Source organism: Parvibaculum indicum, assembly GCF_011762095.1.
In the GTDB taxonomy this organism is placed as follows: Bacteria; Pseudomonadota; Alphaproteobacteria; order Parvibaculales; family Parvibaculaceae; genus Parvibaculum; species Parvibaculum indicum.
This window is the reverse complement of sequence record NZ_JAASQO010000012.1, coordinates 104,921-128,000: the sequence shown is the minus strand read 5'-3', so window position 1 is coordinate 128,000 and position 23,080 is coordinate 104,921. Positions and strand designations below refer to the sequence as shown.

21 protein-coding genes are annotated in these 23,080 nt (G+C 64.2%); 9 read left to right on the top strand and 12 right to left on the bottom strand.

What is annotated here, in order from left to right; all coding sequences use genetic code 11:
* Nucleotides 1–78 precede the first annotated feature (78 nt).
* The 7 genes from FHS78_RS15055 to lexA all read left to right on the top strand — a co-directional run bounded on the left by FHS78_RS15055 (nt 79) and on the right by lexA (nt 5,575).
* Nucleotides 79–672, top strand: a complete 594-nt coding sequence (locus FHS78_RS15055; RefSeq protein ID WP_167095199.1) for an anthranilate synthase component II — start codon at nt 79–81, stop codon at nt 670–672.
* Nucleotides 669–1,706: an anthranilate phosphoribosyltransferase gene (gene trpD, locus FHS78_RS15050; RefSeq protein WP_167095198.1), complete on the top strand. Its 1,038-nt coding sequence runs from the start codon at nt 669–671 to the stop codon at nt 1,704–1,706. The genes FHS78_RS15055 and trpD overlap by 4 nt, the downstream gene beginning before the upstream one ends.
* Nucleotides 1,703–2,500, top strand: a complete 798-nt coding sequence (gene trpC / locus FHS78_RS15045) for an indole-3-glycerol phosphate synthase TrpC (protein WP_167095197.1) — start codon at nt 1,703–1,705, stop codon at nt 2,498–2,500. Before trpD ends, trpC begins: the two co-directional genes overlap by 4 nt.
* A gap of 6 nt (nt 2,501–2,506) precedes the next feature.
* Nucleotides 2,507–3,028 (top strand): GNAT family N-acetyltransferase, encoded by a 522-nt coding sequence (locus tag FHS78_RS15040; protein ID WP_167095196.1) that lies wholly within the window; start codon nt 2,507–2,509, stop codon nt 3,026–3,028.
* The gene (moaC, locus tag FHS78_RS15035; protein WP_167095195.1) at nt 3,025–3,507 is read left to right on the top strand and encodes a cyclic pyranopterin monophosphate synthase MoaC; all 483 of its coding nucleotides are present in this window, start codon (nt 3,025–3,027) and stop codon (nt 3,505–3,507) included. The genes FHS78_RS15040 and moaC overlap by 4 nt, the downstream gene beginning before the upstream one ends.
* A 16-nt stretch (nt 3,508–3,523) precedes the next feature.
* The gene (locus FHS78_RS15030; RefSeq protein WP_167095194.1) at nt 3,524–4,735 is read left to right on the top strand and encodes a molybdopterin molybdotransferase MoeA; all 1,212 of its coding nucleotides are present in this window, start codon (nt 3,524–3,526) and stop codon (nt 4,733–4,735) included.
* A gap of 132 nt (nt 4,736–4,867) precedes the next feature.
* Entirely contained in the window at nt 4,868–5,575 is a 708-nt protein-coding gene (gene lexA, locus FHS78_RS15025; RefSeq protein ID WP_167095193.1) for a transcriptional repressor LexA, read from the top strand.
* Between the two features lie 24 nt (nt 5,576–5,599).
* Here lexA and FHS78_RS15020 read toward each other — a convergent pair whose 3' ends face one another.
* The gene (locus FHS78_RS15020) at nt 5,600–7,702 is read right to left on the bottom strand and encodes a ComEC/Rec2 family competence protein (protein WP_167095192.1); all 2,103 of its coding nucleotides are present in this window, start codon (nt 7,700–7,702) and stop codon (nt 5,600–5,602) included.
* A gap of 324 nt (nt 7,703–8,026) precedes the next feature.
* Here FHS78_RS15020 and gltX point away from each other — a divergent pair, with 324 nt between their 5' ends.
* Both gltX and gltA read left to right on the top strand, forming a co-directional pair.
* Nucleotides 8,027–9,439 carry a glutamate--tRNA ligase gene (gltX, locus tag FHS78_RS15015; RefSeq protein WP_167095191.1) on the top strand — a complete coding sequence of 471 codons (1,413 nt, stop codon included), beginning with the start codon at nt 8,027–8,029 and terminating at the stop codon, nt 9,437–9,439.
* Nucleotides 9,440–9,536: 97 nt separating this feature from the next.
* Nucleotides 9,537–10,850: a citrate synthase gene (gene gltA / locus FHS78_RS15010; RefSeq protein ID WP_167095190.1), complete on the top strand. Its 1,314-nt coding sequence runs from the start codon at nt 9,537–9,539 to the stop codon at nt 10,848–10,850.
* Between the two features lie 61 nt (nt 10,851–10,911).
* On the opposite strand, the gene FHS78_RS15005 is transcribed toward gltA, so the two are convergent.
* From FHS78_RS15005 to FHS78_RS14955, 11 genes are all read right to left on the bottom strand, one after another.
* Entirely contained in the window at nt 10,912–11,886 is a 975-nt protein-coding gene (locus FHS78_RS15005) for a phosphatase PAP2 family protein (protein WP_167095189.1), read from the bottom strand.
* A gap of 126 nt (nt 11,887–12,012) precedes the next feature.
* Complete coding sequence (gene lpxB, locus FHS78_RS15000) at nt 12,013–13,206, bottom strand: lipid-A-disaccharide synthase (RefSeq protein WP_167095188.1); 1,194 nt, start codon at nt 13,204–13,206, stop codon at nt 12,013–12,015.
* Nucleotides 13,203–14,099, bottom strand: a complete 897-nt coding sequence (locus FHS78_RS14995) for an LpxI family protein (RefSeq protein WP_167095187.1) — start codon at nt 14,097–14,099, stop codon at nt 13,203–13,205. The genes lpxB and FHS78_RS14995 overlap by 4 nt, the downstream gene beginning before the upstream one ends.
* 22 nt (nt 14,100–14,121) lie before the next feature.
* Entirely contained in the window at nt 14,122–14,922 is an 801-nt protein-coding gene (gene lpxA / locus FHS78_RS14990) for an acyl-ACP--UDP-N-acetylglucosamine O-acyltransferase (RefSeq protein ID WP_167095186.1), read from the bottom strand.
* Nucleotides 14,922–15,398 carry a 3-hydroxyacyl-ACP dehydratase FabZ gene (gene fabZ / locus FHS78_RS14985; protein WP_167095185.1) on the bottom strand — a complete coding sequence of 159 codons (477 nt, stop codon included), beginning with the start codon at nt 15,396–15,398 and terminating at the stop codon, nt 14,922–14,924. Before fabZ ends, lpxA begins: the two co-directional genes overlap by 1 nt.
* Nucleotides 15,399–15,449: 51 nt before the next feature.
* On the bottom strand, nt 15,450–16,508 hold the full coding sequence (gene lpxD, locus FHS78_RS14980; protein WP_167095184.1) for a UDP-3-O-(3-hydroxymyristoyl)glucosamine N-acyltransferase: 1,059 nt from the start codon (nt 16,506–16,508) through the stop codon (nt 15,450–15,452).
* A 39-nt stretch (nt 16,509–16,547) separates the two neighbouring features.
* A complete protein-coding gene (locus FHS78_RS14975) occupies nt 16,548–17,168 on the bottom strand; it encodes an OmpH/Skp family outer membrane protein (RefSeq protein ID WP_167095183.1) in 621 nt (206 codons plus the stop codon).
* Nucleotides 17,169–17,249: 81 nt separating this feature from the next.
* Entirely contained in the window at nt 17,250–19,577 is a 2,328-nt protein-coding gene (gene bamA, locus FHS78_RS14970; protein ID WP_167095182.1) for an outer membrane protein assembly factor BamA, read from the bottom strand.
* 107 nt (nt 19,578–19,684) lie between these two features.
* The gene (rseP, locus tag FHS78_RS14965; RefSeq protein WP_167095247.1) at nt 19,685–20,854 is read right to left on the bottom strand and encodes an RIP metalloprotease RseP; all 1,170 of its coding nucleotides are present in this window, start codon (nt 20,852–20,854) and stop codon (nt 19,685–19,687) included.
* A gap of 149 nt (nt 20,855–21,003) precedes the next feature.
* A complete protein-coding gene (locus FHS78_RS14960) occupies nt 21,004–22,212 on the bottom strand; it encodes a 1-deoxy-D-xylulose-5-phosphate reductoisomerase (RefSeq protein ID WP_246220535.1) in 1,209 nt (402 codons plus the stop codon).
* Nucleotides 22,212–23,078, bottom strand: a complete 867-nt coding sequence (locus FHS78_RS14955) for a phosphatidate cytidylyltransferase (RefSeq protein WP_167095181.1) — start codon at nt 23,076–23,078, stop codon at nt 22,212–22,214. Before FHS78_RS14955 ends, FHS78_RS14960 begins: the two co-directional genes overlap by 1 nt.
* Nucleotides 23,079–23,080 lie beyond the last annotated feature (2 nt).

The following is a 23,080-nucleotide window of genomic DNA, read 5'->3' as shown; positions in this document are numbered from 1 at the left end:
GGACCGCATTATAACCGCGCCAATCTGCGCTATATTGACCGGAATATCCGGTTGTTCCTTGCTTCTGAAAGCCCGGCCATGCTGCTTCTGATCGATAATTACGACAGCTTCACCTACAACCTCGTGCATTTTCTCGGGGAGCTGGGGGCGCGCACCGAGGTGCACCGGAACGACAAGATCACGGTCAACGAAGCGCTGGCGAAAGAGCCTCAGGCCATCGTGCTGTCGCCCGGCCCCTGCGATCCGGACAAGGCGGGCATCTGTCTCGAGACGATCGAGGCGGCGGCGGCCCACAAGATCCCGCTGCTGGGCGTCTGCCTCGGCCATCAGGCCATCGGCCAGGCCTTCGGCGGCAAGGTGGTGCGCGCGCCCGTGCTGATGCATGGCAAGATGAGCGACATCCATCATCACGGCAAAGGCGTCTTCCGCAACCTGCCGAGCCCCATCGAGGCGACGCGCTATCACTCGCTGATCGTGGAACGGGAAAGCCTGCCCGACTGCCTGGAGGTCACCGCCTGGACGACGGACGGGATCATCATGGGTATGCAGCACAAGGAGCTGCCCATTCACGGCGTGCAGTTCCACCCGGAAAGCATCGCGTCCGAACACGGGCATGAAATTCTGGCGAACTTCCTCCAGTTCGCAGGCTTCAACGTGATGGAGACGGCATGAGCGACCTGAAGCCCGTTCTGGCGAAACTCTCCGAAGGCGAAGAACTCACGCCCGAGGAAGCCCGCTCCGCCTTCGGCCTCATCATGGAGGGCGAAGCAAGCCCTGCGCAGATCGCCGCCTTCCTGATGGGGATGCGGGTGCGCGGCGAGCGCGTGAGCGAGATCACCGCCGGGTCCACCGTGCTGCGGGAAAAGATGCTGCGCGTCGACGCGCCGGACGACGCCGTGGACATTGTGGGTACGGGCGGCGACGGCGCGGGCACCTACAACATCTCGACGGCGGCGGCGCTGGTGACCGCGGGCGCGGGCGTTCCCGTCGCCAAGCATGGCAACCGCAAGGCCTCCTCGCTTTCCGGCACGGCGGATGCGCTGCAGGAACTGGGGGTCAATCTCGACGTGACGCCCGATGTCATCGCGCGCAGCATTCGCGAGGCCGGGATCGGCTTCATGTTCGCGCAGGCCCACCACCCCGCCATGCGGCATGTGGGGCCGGTGCGCGTCGAACTCGGCATCAAGACGATCTTCAACCTGATCGGGCCGCTTTCCAATCCGGCGGGCGTGACGCGGCAGATCGTCGGCGTCTATTCGCGCGAGCTGGTGCGGCCTTTCGCCGAGGCGCTGCGCAATCTCGGTTCGGAGAAAGCCTGGATCGTGCACGGCACGGTGCCGGGCATGGGCGGGCTCGACGAGCTGACCACGACGGGCATCAGCTTCGTCGCCGAGCTCGACAAGGGCGCGATCCGCGAATTCGAGATCGCGCCGGAAGATGTGGACCTGCCACGCGCCGAGATCGCCCAGCTCAAAGGCGGCGACCCGGCGCATAATGCGCAGGCCATTCGCGACCTGCTGGCGGGCGAACCAAGCCCCTATCGCGATATCGTGCTGCTGAACGCGGCCGGTGCGCTCGTCGTGGCCGGGAAAGCGTCCTCGCTGGAAGACGGCGTGACGCTGGCACGGACGAGCATCGACAGCGGCGCGGCAGCGAAGGTTCTGGAGCGTCTCGTGCAGCAGACCAACAATCAGGTGCCGGCATGAGCGACATTCTCGACAAGATCGGCGCCTACAAGCTGGAAGAGATCGCGGCGGCCAAGGCGGCGCGGCCTCTGGCGCAGATTGAGGAGGCGGCTTCGGCGGCGTCGCCGACGCGCGGCTTCTACAAGGCGCTTTACGATGCCTGTGCGAGCGGCGGCTACGGGCTCATCGCGGAGATCAAGAAGGCGAGCCCGTCCAAGGGGCTCATCCGCGAAGACTTCAACCCGCCCGCGCTTGCGCGCGCCTATGAGGCGGGCGGTGCGACCTGCCTTTCCGTGTTGACGGACGGTCCGTCCTTCCAAGGTGCGCCGGATTATCTCACCGCCGCACGCAACGCGGTGCTGCTGCCGGTAATCCGCAAGGACTTCATGTACGACATCTATCAGGTGGCGGAAGCCCGTGCGATGGGGGCAGACGCCATTCTCATCATCATGGCCGCGGTGAGCGATGCGCAGGCGCGGGACCTGGAAAACGCCGCCATGCATTGGGGCATGGACGTGCTGGTGGAGGTGCATGACGAAGCCGAGCTGAACCGCGCACTCACCCTCAAGAGCCCGCTTCTCGGCATCAACAACCGCAACCTCAAGACCTTCGAGACGACGCTGGAAACGACCGAGCGGCTGGCGCCTCTCGTTCCGTCCGGCAAGCTGATCGTCGGCGAAAGCGGCATCTTCACGCCGGACGATCTGGCGCGCCTTGCCAAGGCCGGCGTACGGAGCTTTCTCGTCGGCGAAAGCCTGATGCGGCAGGCTGATGTGGAAGCGGCGACGCGCAACCTTCTCGCCCACGCGGCCTGACAACTCATGCCCTATCGCATACGCCATGCGCGCCCCGACGAACTCGGCCTTCTGGCCGGGATCGAGAAGGATGCGGGCATGACGTTCGCCGAGGTGGGGCTGAAAGAAATTGCCGATCACCCGCCGGCCGATATCGCCTATGTCCGCGCCTTCCTGCGCGGCGGCGCGGTACTCGTCGCGGTGGACGAAAAGGACGAGCCGGTGGGGTTCGCGCTGGTCGGCTTCATCGACCGGGCGGGCCATCTTTTCGAGCTGTCCGTTCATCGCGCGCATGCGCGCAAGGGGCTCGGCGCCCGGCTGGTGGCGGCGGCGGACGGATTTGCCTTTGCGCAGGGCGCGCGGCGGATGACGCTTTCCACCTTCCGAGACGTTCAATGGAATGCCCCGTTTTACGCGAAGCTCGGATTTCGTATCCTGCCCCAGGATGACTGGACACCGGGTCTTTTCATCCTTCGGATGCGCGAGGAAGATGGCGGCCTGCCGATGGACAGGCGGTGCTTCATGGCAAAGGAGCTGAACGAGAATTGAGCGGCCCCAAGTTTTCCCATATCGACGAGAGCGGCGCAGCCAATATGGTCGACGTGTCGGAAAAACCCGTGACGGCGCGTGTGGCGACGGCATGCGGCCGCGTGACCATGGCGCCGGAAACGCTTACCCTCATTCGCGAGGACGGGTTGAAGAAAGGCAATGCGCTGGAGGTGGCGCGGCTGGCGGGCATCATGGCCGCCAAGCAGACATCGAGCCTCATTCCGCTTTGCCATCCCCTGGCCATCAGCAAGGTGGAAGTTCACCTCGCTCCGTCCACGGAGGAGAGCGCCGTCGACATCGAGGCGACCGTCAAGACGAGCGGGCAAACCGGCGTGGAGATGGAAGCGCTGACGGCTGTCAGCGTGGCGGCGCTGACGCTTTACGACATGGCCAAGGCCGTGGACAAGGCCATGCACATCACCGATATCCGGCTGACGCATAAGAGCGGCGGCAAGTCGGGCGATTACAACGCAGACTGACTGAAAGGCCTTTCCCATGGCCGACACCCCTCTCCTTTCCGTTATCGATGCGCGGTCGAAAATTCTCGCCGCGCTCCATACGGTTCCGTCCGAAACGGTGCCTCTGTCGCAGGCGCTGGGGCGCATTCTCGCCGAAGACGCGATCGCGCGGCGGACGCAACCGCCCGCCGACCTTTCCGCCATGGACGGCTATGCGGTGCGCGCCGGGGACACCGCAAACGTCCCGGCCAGACTGGACGTCGCGGGCGAGGCGCCCGCCGGCGGCGCCTATGACGGCGACCTGAAGGCGGGAGAAGCGGTGCGCATCTTCACCGGCGCCCCCCTGCCCCGCGGGGCCGACGCCATCGTCATTCAGGAGGATACCGTTCGCGAAGGCAAACATGTCGTCGTCAATGAAGCGGCCAAACCGGGCGATCATGTGCGCGCGACGGGGCTCGACTTCCGGACCGGGGACAGCGGCATCCTGCACGGGACGCGGCTCAACCATGCCGACATCGCGCTGGCGGCGGCGATGAATGTCTGTGAGCTGAAGGTTGCGCGGCGGCCCGTCATCGCCTTTTTCTCGACGGGCAACGAGCTTGTGCGCCCCGGGGACGAGCCCGGCGCCCATCAGATCGTCTCCGCCAATAATGACGGGCTGGCCGCCCTGATATCCGAAGCAGGCGGGGAGCCGCTCGATCTGGGGATCGCGCGGGACGAGGAAGCCGACATCCGGCAGACGGCGGAACGGGCCAAGCAGGCGGACATGCTGGTGACGCTGGGCGGCGCCTCGGTGGGCGATCACGATCTCGTACAATCCGCCCTCACGCCGGACGGGCTCGATATCGAGTTCTGGCGGGTCGCCATGCGCCCCGGCAAACCGCTCATGTTCGGCGCGCTGGGCGAGCTGCCCATGCTGGGCCTGCCCGGCAACCCCGTATCGGCGCTGGTCTGCGCGGTGCTTTACCTGAAGCCCGCCATTCTGCGGATGCAGGGCGGCAATCCGGGGCCGCATTTCGTCATGGCGCGGCTCGGGCGGGAGGTGCCCGGCAATGGCGCGCGCGAGGACTATATGCGCGCGGCGCTGGACCATATCGACGGCGAACTTTCCGTGGCTACGCCTTTTGAAAAGCAGGACAGTTCGATGCTCTCCACGCTGTCCCAGGCGGGCTGCCTGATCGTCCGGCCGCCCTTTGCCGACCCGGCCAAACCCGGGGAAATCGTGAAGATTCTCCCGCTGCGCGCGTAAGCGGAAAATTATCCACAGGGCGCTTGACGCTTGTGGAGAACCAAAGTAGAACTCTTTCAGACGTTTTTGTTTTGTTCCTGAGTTCCGATCACACGGAACCGAGGCACGGCACAGGCTTGGAGGGGTTCCGGGATGCTCACCCGTAAACAGCATGAATTGCTCATGTTCATCCATGAACGTGTGAAGGAGAGCGGGGTCCCGCCCAGCTTCGACGAGATGAAGGATGCGCTCGACCTGCGCTCCAAATCCGGCATTCACCGGCTGATCTCCGCGCTGGAAGAGCGCGGCTTCATCCGCCGCCTTCCGCACCGGGCCCGGGCGCTCGAAATCCTGAAATTGCCGGAGTCCTCGCAGCCCAGCCTCGCGGCCAACCGGGCCAAGGGCTTCTCCCCCAGCGTGATCGAAGGCAGCCGCGGCAAGACGAGCCGCGATCTGATGCCCTCCTCGCAGGAGGAACGCTCCCTCACCGTATCGGTGATGGGCCGCATCGCCGCCGGTACGCCGATCGAGGCACTGCAGGAGGAAAGCCACCAGGTCGATGTGCCGATGAGCCTGATCGGCTCCGGCGAGCATTACGCGCTGGAGGTCAAGGGCGACTCGATGATCGAGGCCGGCATTCTGGATGGGGATACGGTTCTCATTCAGCGATGCGATACCGCCACCAGCGGCGACATCGTGGTGGCGCTGGTGGACGGCTATGAGGCGACGCTGAAGCGGCTGCGCAAGAAAGGCGACAGCATCGCGCTCGAAGCGGCGAACCCGGCCTATGAGACCCGTATCTTCGGACCCGACCGGGTGAAGGTTCAGGGCAAGCTTGTCGGGCTGTTGCGCCGCTACTGATCTTTCTTTTTCGCTCTTCCCCTGTCAGGGTGGACGAACCCAGGGCCGCGCTCCCCGCGCGGCCCTTGCCGTTTCCAGGCGCGGCTTTTCGTCCGTATCCAGATAAACCGTCGTCGCGCCGTTTCGCCAGAAATCGAAGAAATCCAGAATGAGGCCGGCGCGGCAGCCCTTGCGCAGGCCCTTGCCGACCGGGACGGCCGAAATCACGATGTCGGCCAGTTCGCAATCCTCCGCGACCGCACCGACGGTCCTGGAATAGGCGATAAGGGGCCGGTTCTTTTCGTGGAAGGCACAGCCCCGCGCATCGCAACGCCATGGCGCCCCCTCGCGCGCGGCCGCGTCTCGCGGACTTCGCCGGTCGCCTTCCACACGCAGCCATTGTTGCGCCGTGTATGACGGCCGTGCCGAGGTGAGATGGATCTTGCCGTCGAGATCGCGCGCGGCGACGATCTCTCCTTCCCGCCCGATGAGAATGTCGGGGCGCGGCAGATACGGCCAGAGTAAAAGGCCGCCCAGCAAAGGCAGCACACCCAGCCAGCGCCAGTCGCGACGCCAGAGCGCGATCCACAAACCGCCAAAGGTCACAAGCGCAAGGGCGCCGAGCGGAGCTGACGGCACAAGGCGGTCCGCCCCGCCCCAATGCGCCACGTCATGCGCGACCTCCAGCATCCAGCCGATGCCCTTGCCCATGACCCAGAAGGCGGGCGCATCGGCCCCGAAGGGCATGAGAATGAGACCGATCAGGGCGGCGGGCATGACGAGGAGACCGACCAGCGGCATGGCGGCAAGGTTTCCCGCCAGACCGTAAAGGGCCAGCCTGTTGAAATTGAAAGCGGCATAAGGCGCGGTCGCCAGCCCCGCCACGAGGCTTGTCAGCGTCAGTCCTGCGAAATAGAGCAGGACGAAACGCGGCCATTGCGCGGGCCCTTCGCGCCAGTCCCCCCTTGCGGAGGCGATGACGCGCTGGACGCTTTTGCTCTCGTAAAAGGCCACGAGAGCGACCGCGGCGGCGAACGACATCTGAAAGCTGGCGCCCAGCAGGCTTTCCGGCTGCCAGAGCAGAACGACGGTCGCCGCCAGCGCGACATTCCGCAGGCTGATGGCCGGGCGGTCCAGCAGGATCGCACCCAGCATCAGCGTGACCATGATGAAGGCGCGCTGCGTCGCAATCGCCCCGCCGGACAGCATGAGATAGAAGAAGGCCCCGCCAAAGGCCATGCATGCCGCCCATTTCTTGACCGGGTAGCGCAGGGAGAGCGCCGGAACGGCGGCCAGCGCGGCGCGCGCGAGCCAGAACAGCGTGCCGCTGAACAGCGCCATATGCAGGCCGGAAATGGCCAGCACATGGGCAAGCCCCGCCGCGCGCAGATCTTCCGTCACTTCTTTGGGGATGGCGCGGCGCTCTCCGGTTACGAGCGCGGCGGCGACGGCGCCCTCCGGCCCACCGATGGAAGTCCTGATACGGGTGGCGATCGCGTTGCGCAGCGCGGCAATGCGCGCGCGCAAGCCGCCGGAAGACGGGGCGAGTATCTCCGGCGCGGTATAGGCGAAACCGACCGCGCCGAGACCCTGGAACCAGGCCTGCCGCGCATAGTCGAACCCGCCGGGCAAGACCGGTTCGGGCGGCGGCATGAGGCGCACACGGAGACGGATTTCCTCCCCCGGCCGGAGCGAAACATCCTTCAACCGAATGCGCAGCCGCGCCATGGCGGGCCGATTTTCCGGGGCGAGACCGGCAAAGGCGGATGGCGCCACCAGCACGGTGAGGTCGCCGTTTTCCCCCTCCTCCACGAAGAGAACCTTTCCCGTCAGCTCGCCGGCGGTTTCATCCGCCAGGACCGGCGCCGCGACGATAGCAGTGCGCAGCGAGGCCGCGGCGAAGCCCGCCGACACGACCGCCAGAACGGAAAGGACAAGCAGCGGCCAGGAAGAACGGCGAAAGGTCCACACGGCGCAGGCGAGAAGCCCGACGCAGATTAGAGGTAGCCAGAGCGGCGGCTCCACCGGAAGCGCGAAATAGGCCGCGATCCCGCAGGCCAGGAGCACGGGCAGCCAGAGAAACCAGCGGTCGGTTTCGGCAGCAAAACTGCGGGAAATGGCGCCCGATCCCGCGCGGAGCCCTGTCAAAAACCGTAGAATCGCTTCCCGCCCCATGCCCGATGGAGGCCGTTTCATGCCCTGCCCGGCGGTAAATGCCGCGGGCTATGCCCCCTCCACATACGGCAAAAGCGAAGCAATCCGCGCCAACGCCTTCAAAACAAAGGCGTTTTTCGAAAAAAGTTCGGACTTACGCTGCGTTGCCGCAATGTGCTAGAACTCCCCCGTCCCGCAGCGGACCCAGAGGCCGATTTACGCCACGGGCGAGGTCCCACCTTGGGTCAAAGCTTGCCAACAATCTGTTCCCCTGCCTAGCCGCCTCAACAAGCGGCAACGGATGGATGACGGAAGAGCATGCCGGAAGAGAAGAAAATCATAACGCGTTTTGCCCCCTCGCCGACGGGCTTCTTGCACATCGGTGGCGGCAGGACTGCCCTTTTCAACTGGCTCTTCGCGCGCCATCACGGGGGCACGTTCCTGCTTCGCATCGAGGACACCGACCGCGAGCGTTCGACCGACGAAGCCATTGCCGCGATTTTCGAGGGCATGCGCTGGCTGGGCCTGGACTGGGACGAGGAACCCGTCTTCCAGTTTTCCCGCCAGCAGCGCCATATCGAAGTCGTGCAGCAACTTCTGGCGCAGGGCCATGCCTATTACTGCTATGCCAGCAAGGAAGAGCTGGACGAGATGCGCGAAAAGGCCAAGGCGGAAGGCCGGCCCTGGCGCTATGACGGGCGCTGGCGCGACCGCGATCCGTCGGAAGCGCCGGACGGCGTGAAGCCGGTCGTCCGTTTCCGCTCGCCGGATGAAGGCGAAACGCTGGTCCGCGACCATGTGATGGGCGAGGTGCGGTTTCCCAACGACCAGCTCGACGACCTCATCATCCTGCGCAGCGACGGCTCGCCGACCTATAATCTCTCCGTCGTGGTGGACGATCACGATATGGGCATCACCCATGTCATTCGCGGCGACGACCACCTGACCAATGCCGGGCGCCAGAGCCAGATCTATCAGGCCATGGGCTGGGACGTTCCCGAATTCGCCCATGTGCCGATGATCCTCGGTCCCGACGGCGCCAAGCTGTCGAAGCGGCATGGCGCGCTCGGCGTCGACGCCTATCGCGATATGGGATATCTGCCCGAAGCCATGCGCAACTATCTGGCGCGGCTGGGCTGGAGCCATGGCGACGACGAGATCTTCTCCACCGAGCAGGCCATCGAATGGTTCGGGCTCGACACGGTGGGCCGCTCGCCCGCCCGTTTCGACTTCGCCAAGCTGGAAAGCCTGAACGGCCATTATATCCGGCAGGCGGACGATGCCCGGCTCGCCGAGGACATGCTGGCCCTCATGCATCGCCTGGAAGGCTGGGAGATCGACGAGACATTCCGCGAAAAGGTGGCGCAGGTGATGCCGGCGGCCAAGGAGCGCGCCAAGACGCTGCTCGAACTGGCCGACGCGGCCTCGTTCCTGCGCGTCAAACGCCCGCTCTCGCTGGACGAGAAAGCCTCCAAGCTGCTCGACGACGGCGCGCGCTCCCTGCTCGGCAAATTGCACGGGCGGCTTTCCGACAACGACGTCTGGGAGACCGCGAGCGTGGAGGCCACCGTGCGCTCTTTCGCGGAGGAAGAAGACCTCAAGCTCGGAAAGGTGGCGCAGCCCTTGCGCGCCGCCGTGACGGGCACCACCGTTTCACCGCCCATTTTCGACGTTCTGGCAACGCTGGGACGCGAGGAAGCCCTGGGGCGGATCAAGGATCAGGCGGCCTGAGCGCCCGGTGGGGGCGACAGGACCAATAATTGGACGATCAACACCTGAACCGGCATGGCGCAAGCAGGCCGGCACAGCCAGAAGAGGACAGGCAGCTATGACACAGCACGGAACGAAAGCGGGATCTTCGACCTCCGCCACGCTCACGGTGGATGGCAAATCCTATGACCTGCCGGTCTATGACGGATCCCTCGGCCCGAGCGTCATCGACATTTCAAAGCTCTACGGACAGAGCGGAAGTTTCACCTACGATCCGGGCTTCACGTCCACGGCGAGCTGCGAATCCGACATCACCTTCATCGACGGTGAAGAAGGCGTGCTGCTTTATCGCGGCTATCCGATCGACCAGCTCGCGGAAAAAGGCAACTTCATCGAAACCTGCTATCTGCTGCTGAACGGCGAACTGCCGTCCGACGCGGAATACAAGGAATTCGAACGCGCCATCACCATGCACACCATGGTGCATGAGCAGATGACCTATTTCCTGCGCGGCTTCCGCCGGGACGCCCATCCCATGGCCATCATGTGCGGCATGGTGGGCGCCCTTTCGGCCTTCTATCATGACAGCACGGACATCAACGATCCGATGCAGCGCATGATCGCCAGCCGCCGCATGATCGCGAAGATGCCGACCATCGCCGCCATGGCCTACAAATATTCCGTCGGCCAGCCGGTGGTCTATCCGCGCAACGACCTCGATTACGCGGAAAACTTCCTGCATATGTGCTTCTCGGTTCCGGCCGAGGACTACAAGGTCGATCCGGTGCTGGCGCGCGCCATGGACCGCATCTTCATCCTGCATGCCGATCACGAGCAGAACGCCTCGACCTCGACGGTTCGCCTTGCCGGCTCGTCGGGCGCCAATCCGTTCGCCTGTATCGCAGCCGGCATCGCCTGCCTCTGGGGCCCGGCGCATGGCGGTGCGAACGAGGCCGCGCTCAACATGCTGCAGGAAATCGGTTCGGTGGACCGCATTCCGGAATTCATCGGCCGTGCCAAGGACAAGGACGATCCGTTCCGCCTGATGGGCTTCGGTCACCGCGTCTACAAGAACTACGATCCGCGCGCCCGCGTGATGCAGCAGACCTGCCATGAGGTGCTGGGCGTTCTGGGCATCAAGGACGACCCGCTTCTCGACGTGGCGCTGGAGCTCGAAAAGATCGCGCTCAACGACGAATATTTCGTCGAGAAGAAGCTCTATCCGAATATCGACTTCTATTCGGGCATCACGCTGAAGGCGATGGGCTTCCCGACCACCATGTTCACCGTGCTCTTTGCGCTTGCCCGCACCGTGGGCTGGGTCGCGCAGTGGAACGAGATGATCCAGGATCCGGGCCAGCGCATCGGCCGCCCGCGCCAGCTCTACACCGGCGCGCAGGCACGCGACTATGTGGATATCGCCAAGCGCTGATTTCCCGACAGGACGAAATGCGAAAGGGCGCCCTCCGGGGCGCCCTTTTTGTTTGCCGCCGTCAGAACGACACGGCCCCTTCGCAGGACGGTTCCCAGTCCTCGCGGGCATCCCTTCGCGCAAACATGCCCTTGTAGAAAGGCATGAATGCGAAGGCGGCGCATATCGCGACGGCAACCACCGCCCCCGCGATCAGGTCGATGAAATAGTGCGCGCCGAAAACGGGCGTCGCCGCGATCATGACGACGGTATAGACGAATACGGCCGGGAAGAGCGATGTCCGCCAGAAGCTGACGGCCAGCACGATGCCCGCCGCCGTGTGGAAGGAAGGGAACACGGTCAGGCCCGGCATTTCGCCGATACGAAGCGTGTGGGGAAGTCCGCTTCGCATCTGATTGAGCGCGTCGATCGCATAGACACCGGGCACGGTCTTGAAGTGGGCGATGCTGGAGACGTCGCCGAAATATGTCGCGACGCTGCCTTTCGCGGGCAGGAACACGCCAATCGCCGTGCACACCACGGCGGCGATCATGAATGTTTCCATGAAATATCTGGCCCGCTTCATCTCGTTCTTCCAGACGAACAGGACGAGCCCGATGAAGCTGACCGCCGAGAGCGAGGTGTAGCTGTAGTCCAGAACCGTCTGGACGCCGCCGTTCAACTGAACGAAGCGGAAATAGCTGTGCCAGTCGATGGGCAAAAAACTGTCCCAATGGATCAGCATTTTGTCGGTAAGGGGCAGATCGAACGACATGCTGGCCTGGTTCAGCACCCGGAGCGCGACCCATGCGACCAGCAGAAAGGCGATCCCCTGCATGAAGTGAACGAGCCGGCCGGAAAGTCTCTCCATGACCGGCGCGCTGAAGCTGCGCCGCTCGATCGCCCATGACAGGACGAGCAGGATCGCGACCTGCACCGACAGCAAAACGAATTCGGAGCCTGCGAGGGAGACGCTGGAAAAGGCGAGCCAGATCGCATCCACCGCTGCCACGATCAGAACGAGCAGATAGGCATTTCGTCCCGGAAACAGCTGCATCCCTGGTCCTCACGCATTTTCAGCAGAGGCATTATCGGCAGGGATATTTTCCACTTTGTTAAGGGCGCGCCGCTGCGCCCGCGAACCCCGAGCAAAACTGTCTCAAGATGGGAAGGCGGACGGCTTTCAGGGCGCGGGCAGCGCCTTGGTATCGAGGATTTCCAGCACGGCGCGCGCGGCGCGTATGCTGGGATGCTCTCCCCCGGCGCCCATGCGGGTTTTCAGCTCATCGAGATCCGCCAGCGCGCGGCGGCGCTCCGGCGTGTCCCGGAGAAGGGGCAGCAAGGCAGCGCCCAGATTTTCGGGCGTACAGCGATGCTGCAAAAGCTCATGCACCGAGGGCCGGTCGAGGATGAGGTTCACCAGGACCACGGACGGCACCTTCAACATGCGGCTGACCAGCGAGCCGGCCATGCGGTCGATGCGGTAGCCGATGACCATGGGCACACGGGCAAGACCCAGCTCCAACGAGACCGTGCCGGAAGCCGCCAGCGCGGCGTTCGCCGCATCGAAGGCGGCGCGCTTTTCCGCTTCGTCCTGAATGACGGTGACGGGCAGCTTCCATTTCGCGACTTCCGCCCGGACATAGTCTCCCACATGGGGGACGGTCGGCAGCACGATTTGAAGGCCCGGTACTTCCTTTGCCAGATTGGCCGCGGTCTCCCCGAAAATGCCCATCAGCCGCTTCACCTCGTTGACGCGGCTGCCGGGTAGCAGAAGGAGAAGAGGCGTATCGGCGGAAATGCCGTGCGCCTCACGAAAGCGCTTTCCCGCGCCCGGCTCCGGCAAGCGGTTGATCGCGGGATGGCCGACATAAACGCAGTCGAGACCGGCCTGCGCCTTGAAGAAGTCGGGCTCGAAGGGCAGCAGCGCCAGCACGCGGCGCAGATAGCGCGCCATGGCGCGTGCGCGACCGCGCCGCCAGGCCCAGACGCTCGGCGAGACATAGTTCACGATCGGGATGCCGGGCGCCTTTTTCGCCACCCGGCGCGCGACGAGATGCGTGAAATCCGGGCTGTCGATAATGACCATCACATCGGGCTTGTGGGCGATGGCGAAATTCGCCGTCTGGCGGATACGACGAAGGATCAGCGGCAGGCGGGGCACGACCTCGCGCGGGCCCATGACGGAAATATCGGTCATGGGAAAAATGGATGCGAGCCCCTGCTCTTCCATGCGCGCGCCGCCGACGCCGCTGAAGCTGAGCTTTCCGCCGGTCATATCCTTCAGCGCCTGCATCAGCTCGCCGCCAAGCGCATCGCCCGACGGCTCGCCCGCCACCAGCATGATACGGGGGCCGATTACCGCTTGGCCGTTCATGAGCCCTCCGCCCTGGTCTCGGCGGGCGAAAGCCCCACGACGAAAAGGCCGAGCCGGTTCGCGGTCTCCGTTACCGCGTCGATGTCGTCGACCAGCGCACCGCCGCCTTCCACCGCTATGCCGGCAAGCCCGGCCGCCGCCGCCTTTTCGACGGTGCGGACGCCGATGGTGGGCAGGTCCAGGCGGCGTTCCTGACCCGGCTTGGGGAGTTTCACAAGGACGCCCTCCCGCGCCGCCTCGGTGCCGTGCAGATGGGCCGGAAGGCTCGCCACCCGGTCCAGCATCGCATCGGTGCCTTCCGCCGCCTCCAGCGCCAGCACGATGCCCCGGCAGGCGACGGCGCCCTGACCGATATCGAGCGCGCCGATGGCCCTTACCGCGCCGATGGCGACGGCGATATCGCTTGTCTGGCTTTCATCGGGCGCGCGCTTCGTCAGATTGCCTTCGGGGGCCAGCAGGCCGTCCGAGATTTCATGCGCGCCGACGATGCGGACACCGGCCTCCTCCTGAATATAACCGCCGAGCCCGCGCAGCAGACCGTCATCGCCCTGCTTCATCCAGCTTCTGATTTTCGGCAGGAGGCGAATGGCCGTCATGTCGAGGCTGAGCTTGCGCAGATCCGGCCGGGTGACCGCGCCGATCAGCACCATCTCCTCGCAGCGGTTTTCCTTCAGCAGGCGGATGAAGGCGCCCATGGCCCCGAGCCGGTTCCACGCATGGGGGAAGGCCTCGATACCGGGCTCGGCAAATCCTTCGATCCCGATGATGAAAACCTCGCGCCCTTCGGAAAGGGCCGCCTTTGCCAGCAACACGGGCAACGGCCCGGCCCCGGCCACGATGGCGAGTTTCGGCAGCCTGGATTCGGAGGCCCCGCTGGACTGCGATGCCGTCATGGCCCGTTCTCTCCGCCGGCCGTCAGGCCGCGTGCCCCTGTTTGGGCACCACCAGGCCGCGGCTTGCCTCGTCCTGAATGAAGTTCACGATCATCATGACTTCCGGATTGTCCCCGTAGAGGTCCGCGGCCCGGGCGACCCGGTCGCGAAGCGCGCCTTCCGGCGCGAATATGACGTCATAGGCCTCGCGCAGGGAAGATATCTGCTGGCGCGTAAAGCCGCGCCGCTTCATGCCCACGAGGTTGAGCCCGACCATATGGGCGCGATTGCCGATCACGAGACCGAAGGGGATCACGTCGTTCTCGACGCCGCTCATGCCGCCGATAAAGGCATGCTTGCCGACGCGCCCGAACTGCTGGAGCGCCGCGCCGCCGCCGAAGATCACATAGTCCTCGACGGTGCAGTGACCGGCGAGCATGACGTTGTTGGAGAAGACGACATAGTCGCCCACCCTGGAATCGTGACCGACATGCGAGCCCGCCAGAAAGGCGCAATGGTTTCCGACGCGCGTGACCATGCCCCCACCTTCCGTGCCCGGGTTCATCGTCACGTTCTCGCGAATGATGTTGTCGGTGCCGATTTCGAGCGTGCTTTCCTCGCCCTTGAACTTCAGGTCCTGCGGCGCATGCCCGATGGAGGCGAAGGGGAAGATTTCCGTGCGCGCGCCGACCGTCGTATGACCGGCGACCACCACATGGCTGTGCAGGGTGACATCGTCGTCCAGCACGACATGGGGGCCTATCGTGCAAAAGGCGCCGATGCGCACATTCGCGCCGATACGCGCGGCGGGATCGACAACTGCCGTGGGGTGAATATCGGTCATTACGCCTTTGCCCGATCGACGATCATTGCGCCAAAATCGGCCTCGGCCACCAGCACGCCGTCGACCTTGCCTTCGCCGTGATACTTCCAGACGGCACCGCGGCTGCGAATCTTGGTCACGTGAATTTCCAAGCGGTCGCCCGGCACCACGGGCTTGCGGAAACGGGCCTTGTCGACCGTCATGAAATAGACGAGCTGGTTGCTGCCTTCCGTCCCCAGGCTGTTGATGACGAGCGCGCCCGCGGTCTGCGCCATGGCTTCAACGATGAGAACGCCGGGCATTACCGGATTGCCGGGGAAGTGCCCCTGAAAAAACGGCTCGTTATTGGTCACGCTCTTGATGCCGATGGCGAACTCGTCGTCCTTCATATCGACGATGCGGTCGATCATCAGCATCGGGTAGCGATGGGGAAGAAGCTCCATGACACGGTTGATGTCGGCGCTGTCCGGCCTTTCTTTTGCCTCGGTCTGGCTCATGCTTGCGTCCTCTATGAGACCCCGGATTCCGTGCTGCCAAGCAGCGGAAACTCATTCCTTGCCGGCACCGGGCTTGCGCCGCTGTCCCAGCCTTTTCAACGCGACGATTTCGCGCCGCCATTCGCTCACCGGCCGCGCGGGCACGCCGCCATATTGCTGGCCGGGCGGCACGTCGTGAATGACGGCGCTTCGCGCCGCGATCTGCGCACCGGAATTGATGGTGAGATGCCCGGTGACGCCGACCTGCGCGGCGAGAACAACGAAATCGCCAAGCTTCGTGCTGCCCGAAATGCCCGTCTGCGAGACGATGACGCAGCTGCGCCCCGTCTGCACGTTGTGGCCGATCTGAACCAGATTATCAATCTTGGTGCCTTCGCCGATCACGGTGTCGGGCCCGGCGCCGCGATCCACGGTGGTGTTGGCGCCAATCTCCACATTGTCCTGAATGATAACGCGGCCGAGCTGGGGCACCTTTTCATGGTGCGGCAATCCCATCGCAAAGCCGAAACCGTCCTGGCCGATGCAGACGCCGGGGTGAAGGATGACGCGGTCGCCGATATGGGCGTGGCTTATCGTGACGTTCGGCGCGATGAAGCAGTTCCGCCCGATCGTGCAGCCCTTGGCGATGCTCGCATTGGCGCCGATCACCGTGCCCGCGCCGACCTCGACATGCGCGCCGATGGCCGCACCCGCTTCCACCGTGGCGCCGGCGGCGATCTTCGCGGTGGGATGGACATGGGCGCCGGGGGAAATCTCTCCGGCATCGCCCAGCGTGTCCTCGCCGGTCACTTCCGACGGGTAGAAGAGCTGGCTTGCCAGCGCGAAAGCCCGGTACGGGTCTTCGCTGAGCAGCAGGCCTACCCCCTCCGGCGCGTCGTCGGCCATGGCGGGCTTCACCACGCAGGCGCCCGCCGAGGTGGAGAGGAAGGCTTCCTTGTATTTCGGATTGTCGAGGAAGCTCAGATGAGCCGCCTGTGCGCTGTCCAGCGGCGCGACATCATCCACCTGCCGAGATGCGTCCGTCCCCGGCGCCAATTGGGCCCCTACACGTTCGGCGATGTCGCCCAACGTGAAAGGGCCCTTGTTCGTGAAGAAGCGCGGATCCGCCATTCAGTGTCATCACAGCCGGTGGACCCGGCGCGCCTCATGCTAGTTCTTGCCCTGCTGCTGCTTCTGCAACTCCGCCATGGAGACGGGCTCGACCTTCACGTCGTCGAGCTTTTCGTTCAGCCGCTTGAGCGCTTCCTGCGTGACGTCGAGATCGACGCCGCCGGCCAGCACGACCGACTGATCCAGCAACACCGTACCGCCGCGCTCTTTCATGATGTCGACGAAGATCGGACGCAGCGCCGCCTGGACCTTCGCCCGGGCCTGCTGGGTGCCGATCTGGAAAGCCTGGCTCTTTTCCTGCATCGTCGCCTGAAGCTGACGATCCTTCTTCTGCAGCGCCTCGACCTTCTTCTGGAACTCGCTCTGGGAGAGGAGCGCGCGCTGGTCGCCGAGCTTCTTGGCTTCGGCTTCCATTTCCTTGCTCTTCTTCTCGTTTTCGGCCTGGAGTTCCTTGGCCTGGGCCTGGGCCTGCTTGCGAATGCTCTGGCCGACCTTCGACTGCGCGAAAAGCTGCTCGGTATTCACGATGAGAATGACGGCCGGCTTGGCGGCGCCATCCTCGGCGGCCCGTGCCGGAACGGTCGCCATCGACGTGGCGGCGACAAATGCAAGCGCGGCCATGGCCGCCGTAACACGCGATACAAACTGATTACGTTTCATCTTTCTAAGCTTCCTTCCCCCCGTTTGTTCCCACGCGGCGGCCTTCCGGCTTCGGACAACCGCCGCACCTCTTCGATCGGTCTAGAACTGCGTTCCCGCGCTGAAGCGGAAAAGCTGCTCCTGGTCGTATTCTTCCGACATCAGAACCTTGGCGAAATCAAGTTTCACCGGTCCGAACGGCGATTGCCAGTTGATGCTGACACCCGTCGACACGCGCGGCGCCATCGCATCCTCGATATTGGTCCTGTTATACGGATCGCGGGTATCGTTCAGGCCGATATAGCCGTAATCGACGAAGAGAGCCGTGCGGATACCCAGCGCTTCGGGAATGCCGTTCGGGATCGTCACCTCGGTCGAGCCGATCGCATAGGCCTGCGCACCGATGGCGTCGTTGTTGACCGACAGGAGATCGCGAGGTCCGACACCGCCGCGCTTGAAGCCGCGAATTTCCGCGCCGCCGAGATAGAAGTGGTCGGACAGGCGAACGCGCTGTCCCAGCCCGTGCACATAACCGCCCCTCAGGCTCTGGCTCGCAATGAAGCCATCCGCGATCTTGTAGTAGTAGCGCGCATCCGCCTCGGTTTTCACGTAGCGGACCGAGCCGCCCAGACCCGCGAAGTTCTGGTCGAACTGGAAGTCCCAGCCTCCGGTCGGGTCCACGGGATCGTTGCGGTCGTCATAATAGTAACGGTAGCCGATGATCGAGCGCAGCTCCGAGCCCGCCGCGTCCTGAATGATCGGCGATGTCGAACTCACATTGTAGATCCGGTCCATGCGGAGCTGATAGCGCAGCAGCAGGGTGCTCTTCTCCGACAGCGGGAAACCGAACCGCAAGCCGCCGCCCTGCGTCATGGAGTCATAGGAGGCTTCCGTCTGGAAGTCGGTCTGACTGCCGAAGAGGTCGATACCGCCGACCAGATCCCGGCCCAGGAAGTAGGGATCGGTATAGCGGAAGTCGATCAACTGACGGCGCAGCGACAGCGACAGATTTGCGCTGATCTGAAGGCCCTTGCCCAGGAAGTTACGCTCTGCGAGCTGAATGCCCGCGACGGCATTGTCGAGCGTCGAAAAGCCCGCGCTCAGGGAGAGCGACCCGGTGGACTGTTCCTGCACATCGACATTGACGATGGTGCGGTCGGGTTCGGTGCCCGGATTCTGGGTCACGTCCACCCGCGCGAAATATTGCAGACCGCGGATATTCTTCTCGGACTTGTCGAGGAGCACCTTGTTGAAGGCGTCGCCCTCGGACATTTCCATCTGCCGGCGGATCACCGAATCCAGCGTGCGCGAGTTGCCGGTGATGTTGATGCGTTCCACATAGACGCGCGGCCCTTCCGAAATCTGGAAGGCGATGTCGATGGTCTTCGTATCCTTGTGACGCTTCACACGGGGGCGCACTTCGGCAAAGGCATAGCCGGCCGACCCCGCCTGATAGGTCAGCGCGTCGACGGTTTCGTCGATCAGGCTGGCATCGTAGGTCTCGCCTTCCTTGGGCAGGATCTGCTTTTCGAGCGTATCCCGGTTCAGCTTGTCGAGTTCGGTGCTGAGCGAGATCTTGCCGAACTGGTAAATCTGGCCTTCCTCGACCGTGAAGGTGACGTAGAAGGCGCTCTGATCGCGGCTCAACTCCGCCTCGGCCGAGACGACGCGGAAGTCGGCATAGCCGCGCTGAAGGTAATAGCGGCGCAGCAATTCGCGGTCATAGGTCAGCCGGTCGGGGTCGTAGCTGTCGGAGGACGAGAAGAACTTCCACCAGGCCGATTCCGAGGTCGAAATCACGCTCCTGAGATCGCTGTCGCTGAACTTCTCGTTGCCGATGAAATTGATCGAGGCGACCTTGGTCTTCGGACCTTCGCTGATCTCGAAAACGAGGTCGACGCGGTTCTGGGGAAGCTGAATGATCTTCGGCTCGACGGTGGCGGAAAACCGGCCGCCCCGACGGTAAAGCTCGACGATGCGCGTCACGTCGGACTGCACCTTCGCGCGCGTATAGACCACGCGCGGCTTCAGCTGGATTTCCTCGTTCAGCGTGTCGGTGTCGATGGAGTTGTTCCCCTCGAACGCGACGCGGTTGATGATCGGGTTTTCGGCCACGGAGACGATCAGGGTCGACCCGGTCATGTTCATCGAAATATCGGCGAAAAGACCCGTCTGAAAGAGCGACTTGATCGAGGCGTCGGCGGCGGCGGCGGAATAGGTGCCGCCGCGCTTCAACGTCATGTAGGAAATGACGGTCTCGTTCTCGATGCGCTGGTTGCCCCGCACATCGATCTGCCGGATGACTGGCCCTTCCTGCGCCTGCGCGGAGGTTACCAGATGCAGCGAACTGCCCCCCGGCACCGTTCCAAGAAGCGCCAGTGCGAAGAACACCGCCACGCCAAGCGCCATCATTCCTGGAATTCTGGTCATTCTCGTCCCCAGATATCTCATACCGTCAACAACCCAAGACCCGGCTGCCGGATTTCCCCCGACGCCCGCGTTCTGCCATCGCAATGCCGACACGCTTTCCCCCCGGATCAGCTGAACAGAGAGCTCAGGAACGAAAAGACCTGCAGATGCACCAGATCGTTCCATGTCGCAAAAACCATTAGCATCATCACAAGCGCCAGGCCGATCCGGAAACCGACTTCCTGCGCCTGCTCTCCCAGAGGCCGTCCGCGAACCGCCTCGACTGCATAGTAGAGAAGATGCCCGCCATCAAGCAGAGGAACCGGAAACAGGTTCAAAAGCCCGATGCTGACCGACAGCATCGCCGTCATGTTGAGTAATGCAACGAAGCCGAAAGACGCCACCTGCCCGGAAACCTGCGCGATCCGCAGCGGCCCGCCAAGCTGATCGGCGTCCTGCGTGCCGCTGACGATGCCGCCCAGATAGCCCATGGTGCTCGACACCACGAACCATGTTTCCTTCGCGCCGAGCCATATGCTCGTCAGCGGATCGGACCGGACGACCTTGATGCCCTGCTCGCCCCCGCGGCTTTCGATCCCCAGAATGGGCAGCTTGTGCACATTGCCGAAACGGTCGGTGATCTCTTCCATACGCGGCGTCGCGACCAGGCTCACCTCGCCCCCGTCGCGGCGGACGACGAATGTCAGCGGTTCGCCGCTGCTCGCCGCCACCCGGCGCTGCATGTCTTCAAAGGTGTCGATCCTGGCGCCGTCGATTTTCAGCACATAGTCGCCGGCTTCAAACCCGGCGTCGGCAGCCGCCGTCCCGGCGCGCACCCCGTCGACCGTCGGCAGCGCAACCGACTGCCCGACCACCGTGTAGATGCCGGCAAAGATCACGATTGCCAGAATAAAATTCGCAATCGGCCCGGCGGCGACGACGGCAGCCCGCTGCCAGAGCGGCTTGAAATGGAAAAGTCCCTTGCGCTGGCTGTCGGGAATGGCCTCGAGCTGCTCGCGGCTCGGCATGCTGGCGGCGTTTTCGTCGCCCGCGAACTTCACGAAACCGCCAAGCGGAATCCAGCTCAGCTTCCAGCGCGTCCGATGACGGTCGTTCCAACCGAAAATCTCGGGCCCGAAACCGATAGAGAAGGTGTCGACCTTCACGCCGCAGCGCCGCGCCACCCAGAAATGCCCCAGCTCATGGAAGAAAACCACGACGCCAAGAACAAAAATGAAAGGCAGCAGATAGCTGAAAAGCGTCTCCCCGAACCCGCCAATACTCGCCAGAATGCTCATATTATCCATACTTCTTTCACCGGCCGCCGGGGTATCCCCCGGTCATGCCGGCGATCATATCAGTCGAGGATGTCCAATACATGGACAAACGTCCGGCAAAGCCACCATTTTCCGCGAGTCACCGGGCCCAGACGAGGTGACAGCCTACGTCAGCGCGACCGCTTTTGCACCCATTCAGACGCCTGTTTTCTCGACAGGGCATCCAATTCGTAAACATCCTCCAGGCCCGCCGGCACCTGCGATCCCCAGGCGTCGCTGCCCAGCACTTCCTCGACGGTAGCCGCTATTTCCGGGAAGGCGATATTACCTTTCAGAAAGGCCTCGACGGCGACCTCATTGGCGGCATTGAGCACATTCGGCGCGGCGCCGCCATCCTTCAGCGCCTCCCTTGCCAGCCGGAGGAGCGGAAACCTAACGATATCAGGGGCTTCGAAGGTTAATTTCCCGATTTCCGCGAAGTTCAGCCGCGCGCTCGGGGTGGCCATGCGCGCCGGCCAGGCCAGCGTATAGCCGATGGGCGTCCGCATATCCGGCGAGCCAAGCTGGGCCAGCACGGACCCGTCCACATATTCGACCATGGAGTGAATGATCGACTCGGGGTGAATCACGACGTCGATTTGGCTTTCTTCCACGGGAAACAGGTAGAATGCCTCGATTAACTCCAGCCCCTTGTTCATCAGCGTGGCGCTATCGACCGAAATCTTGGCGCCCATTTCCCAGCGGGGATGCGCGACGGCCTGAGCCGGCGTCGCCACGGCCATTTCCTCCAGCGTCCATGTGCGGAACGGGCCGCCCGATGCCGTCAGGATGATGCGGGAGATGGTTTCGGGCTTGTCGGCCTCCAGCACCTGGAAGATGGCGTTATGTTCGGAATCCACCGGCAGGAGCACGGCGCCGGAGCGTTCCACCTCGGCCAGAAACAACGCCCCCGCCGAAACAAGGCATTCCTTGTTCGCCAGCGCCACGCAGGCCCCTCGCCTTACGGCGGCCAGCGTGGGCGCGAGCCCCGCCGCGCCGACAATGCCCGCCATGACGAGATCGGAGGGACGGGCCGCCGCCTCGTCGATGGCCGCGGTTCCGGCCGCCGCCTCGATCCCGCTTCCGGCCAGCCCCTGTTTCAGGGCGTCATAGCCCGCCGGATCGCCGATCACCGCGACGGAGGGACGGAATTTGAGCGCCTGCGCCACAAGCGCCTCGACATTGCGGTGCGCCGTCAACGCCTCGACCTGAAAGCTTTCCGGCTGGCGTTCCACCAGATCGAGCGTCGAACAGCCGATCGAGCCGGTCGACCCCAATATGGTGACGCGCCTCGGCGTCGGGTTCGGATTCGGTGCGGGCATCTTTTCCGCTTCTGCCATCAGGGCCAAATCAGCACTCCTGCCGCCGGATGCGCGGCCTTGTGAACAATTCCCAGAAGGGCCGCGGCGACGGTCACCGCCATCAAGCCGTCCACCCGGTCCAGCACCCCGCCATGGCCGGGGATGAGATGTCCTGAGTCCTTCAGGCCGGCGCGGCGCTTCATGGCAGATTCGAAGAAGTCGCCCAGTTGCTCGACGATGGCCAGGCCGGCGCTTACGACCGCCAGCAGTATGGGAGAGCCCTCGCCGATCATCAATGCGGCCGCCACCCCTGCCACGACCGCCCCGGCCATGCCGCCGATCAGCCCGGCCCAGGTCTTTTTCGGCGAAATGGAAGGCATGAGCTTCGGCCCGCCGATGGTGCGGCCCGCGAAATAGGCAAAACTGTCGATTGCCCACACCATGACCAGAAGCCAGAAAACCACTTCGAGGCCATAGGCGGGATCGTTCCGCAGCCAGATGAGGGCCACGAGCGGCAGCACCAGATAGGGGTAAGCGATCAGGGCCCGGCCCGCAGGCGCGCCCCGCCAAAGCCGCCCCGCCAGCGCAAAGGCCATGATCGCCGCGGCGGCGGCCAGCCCGGCCGACGCAAGCCCGGCGGCGGCGAAGCCCACGGCCAGAAGCGCGGCCCCGATCAGGCCAAGCGCATCCCGGACCGAGGCGCTGCGATAGACGAGATGCGCGACTTCCAGCGCCATTGCGACCGAGGCGACGGCCAGCATGGCGGCGAAAATCCACCCGCCGGCCCAGGCACAGGCCAGCGCCAACGGCGCAAGCAACAGAGCGGAGATCACGCGCCGCGCGGTATCGCCAAATCGGGCACTGCCCATTCGGGAGGTATCGGGCGGACCGCCGGTTTCAGTCATAT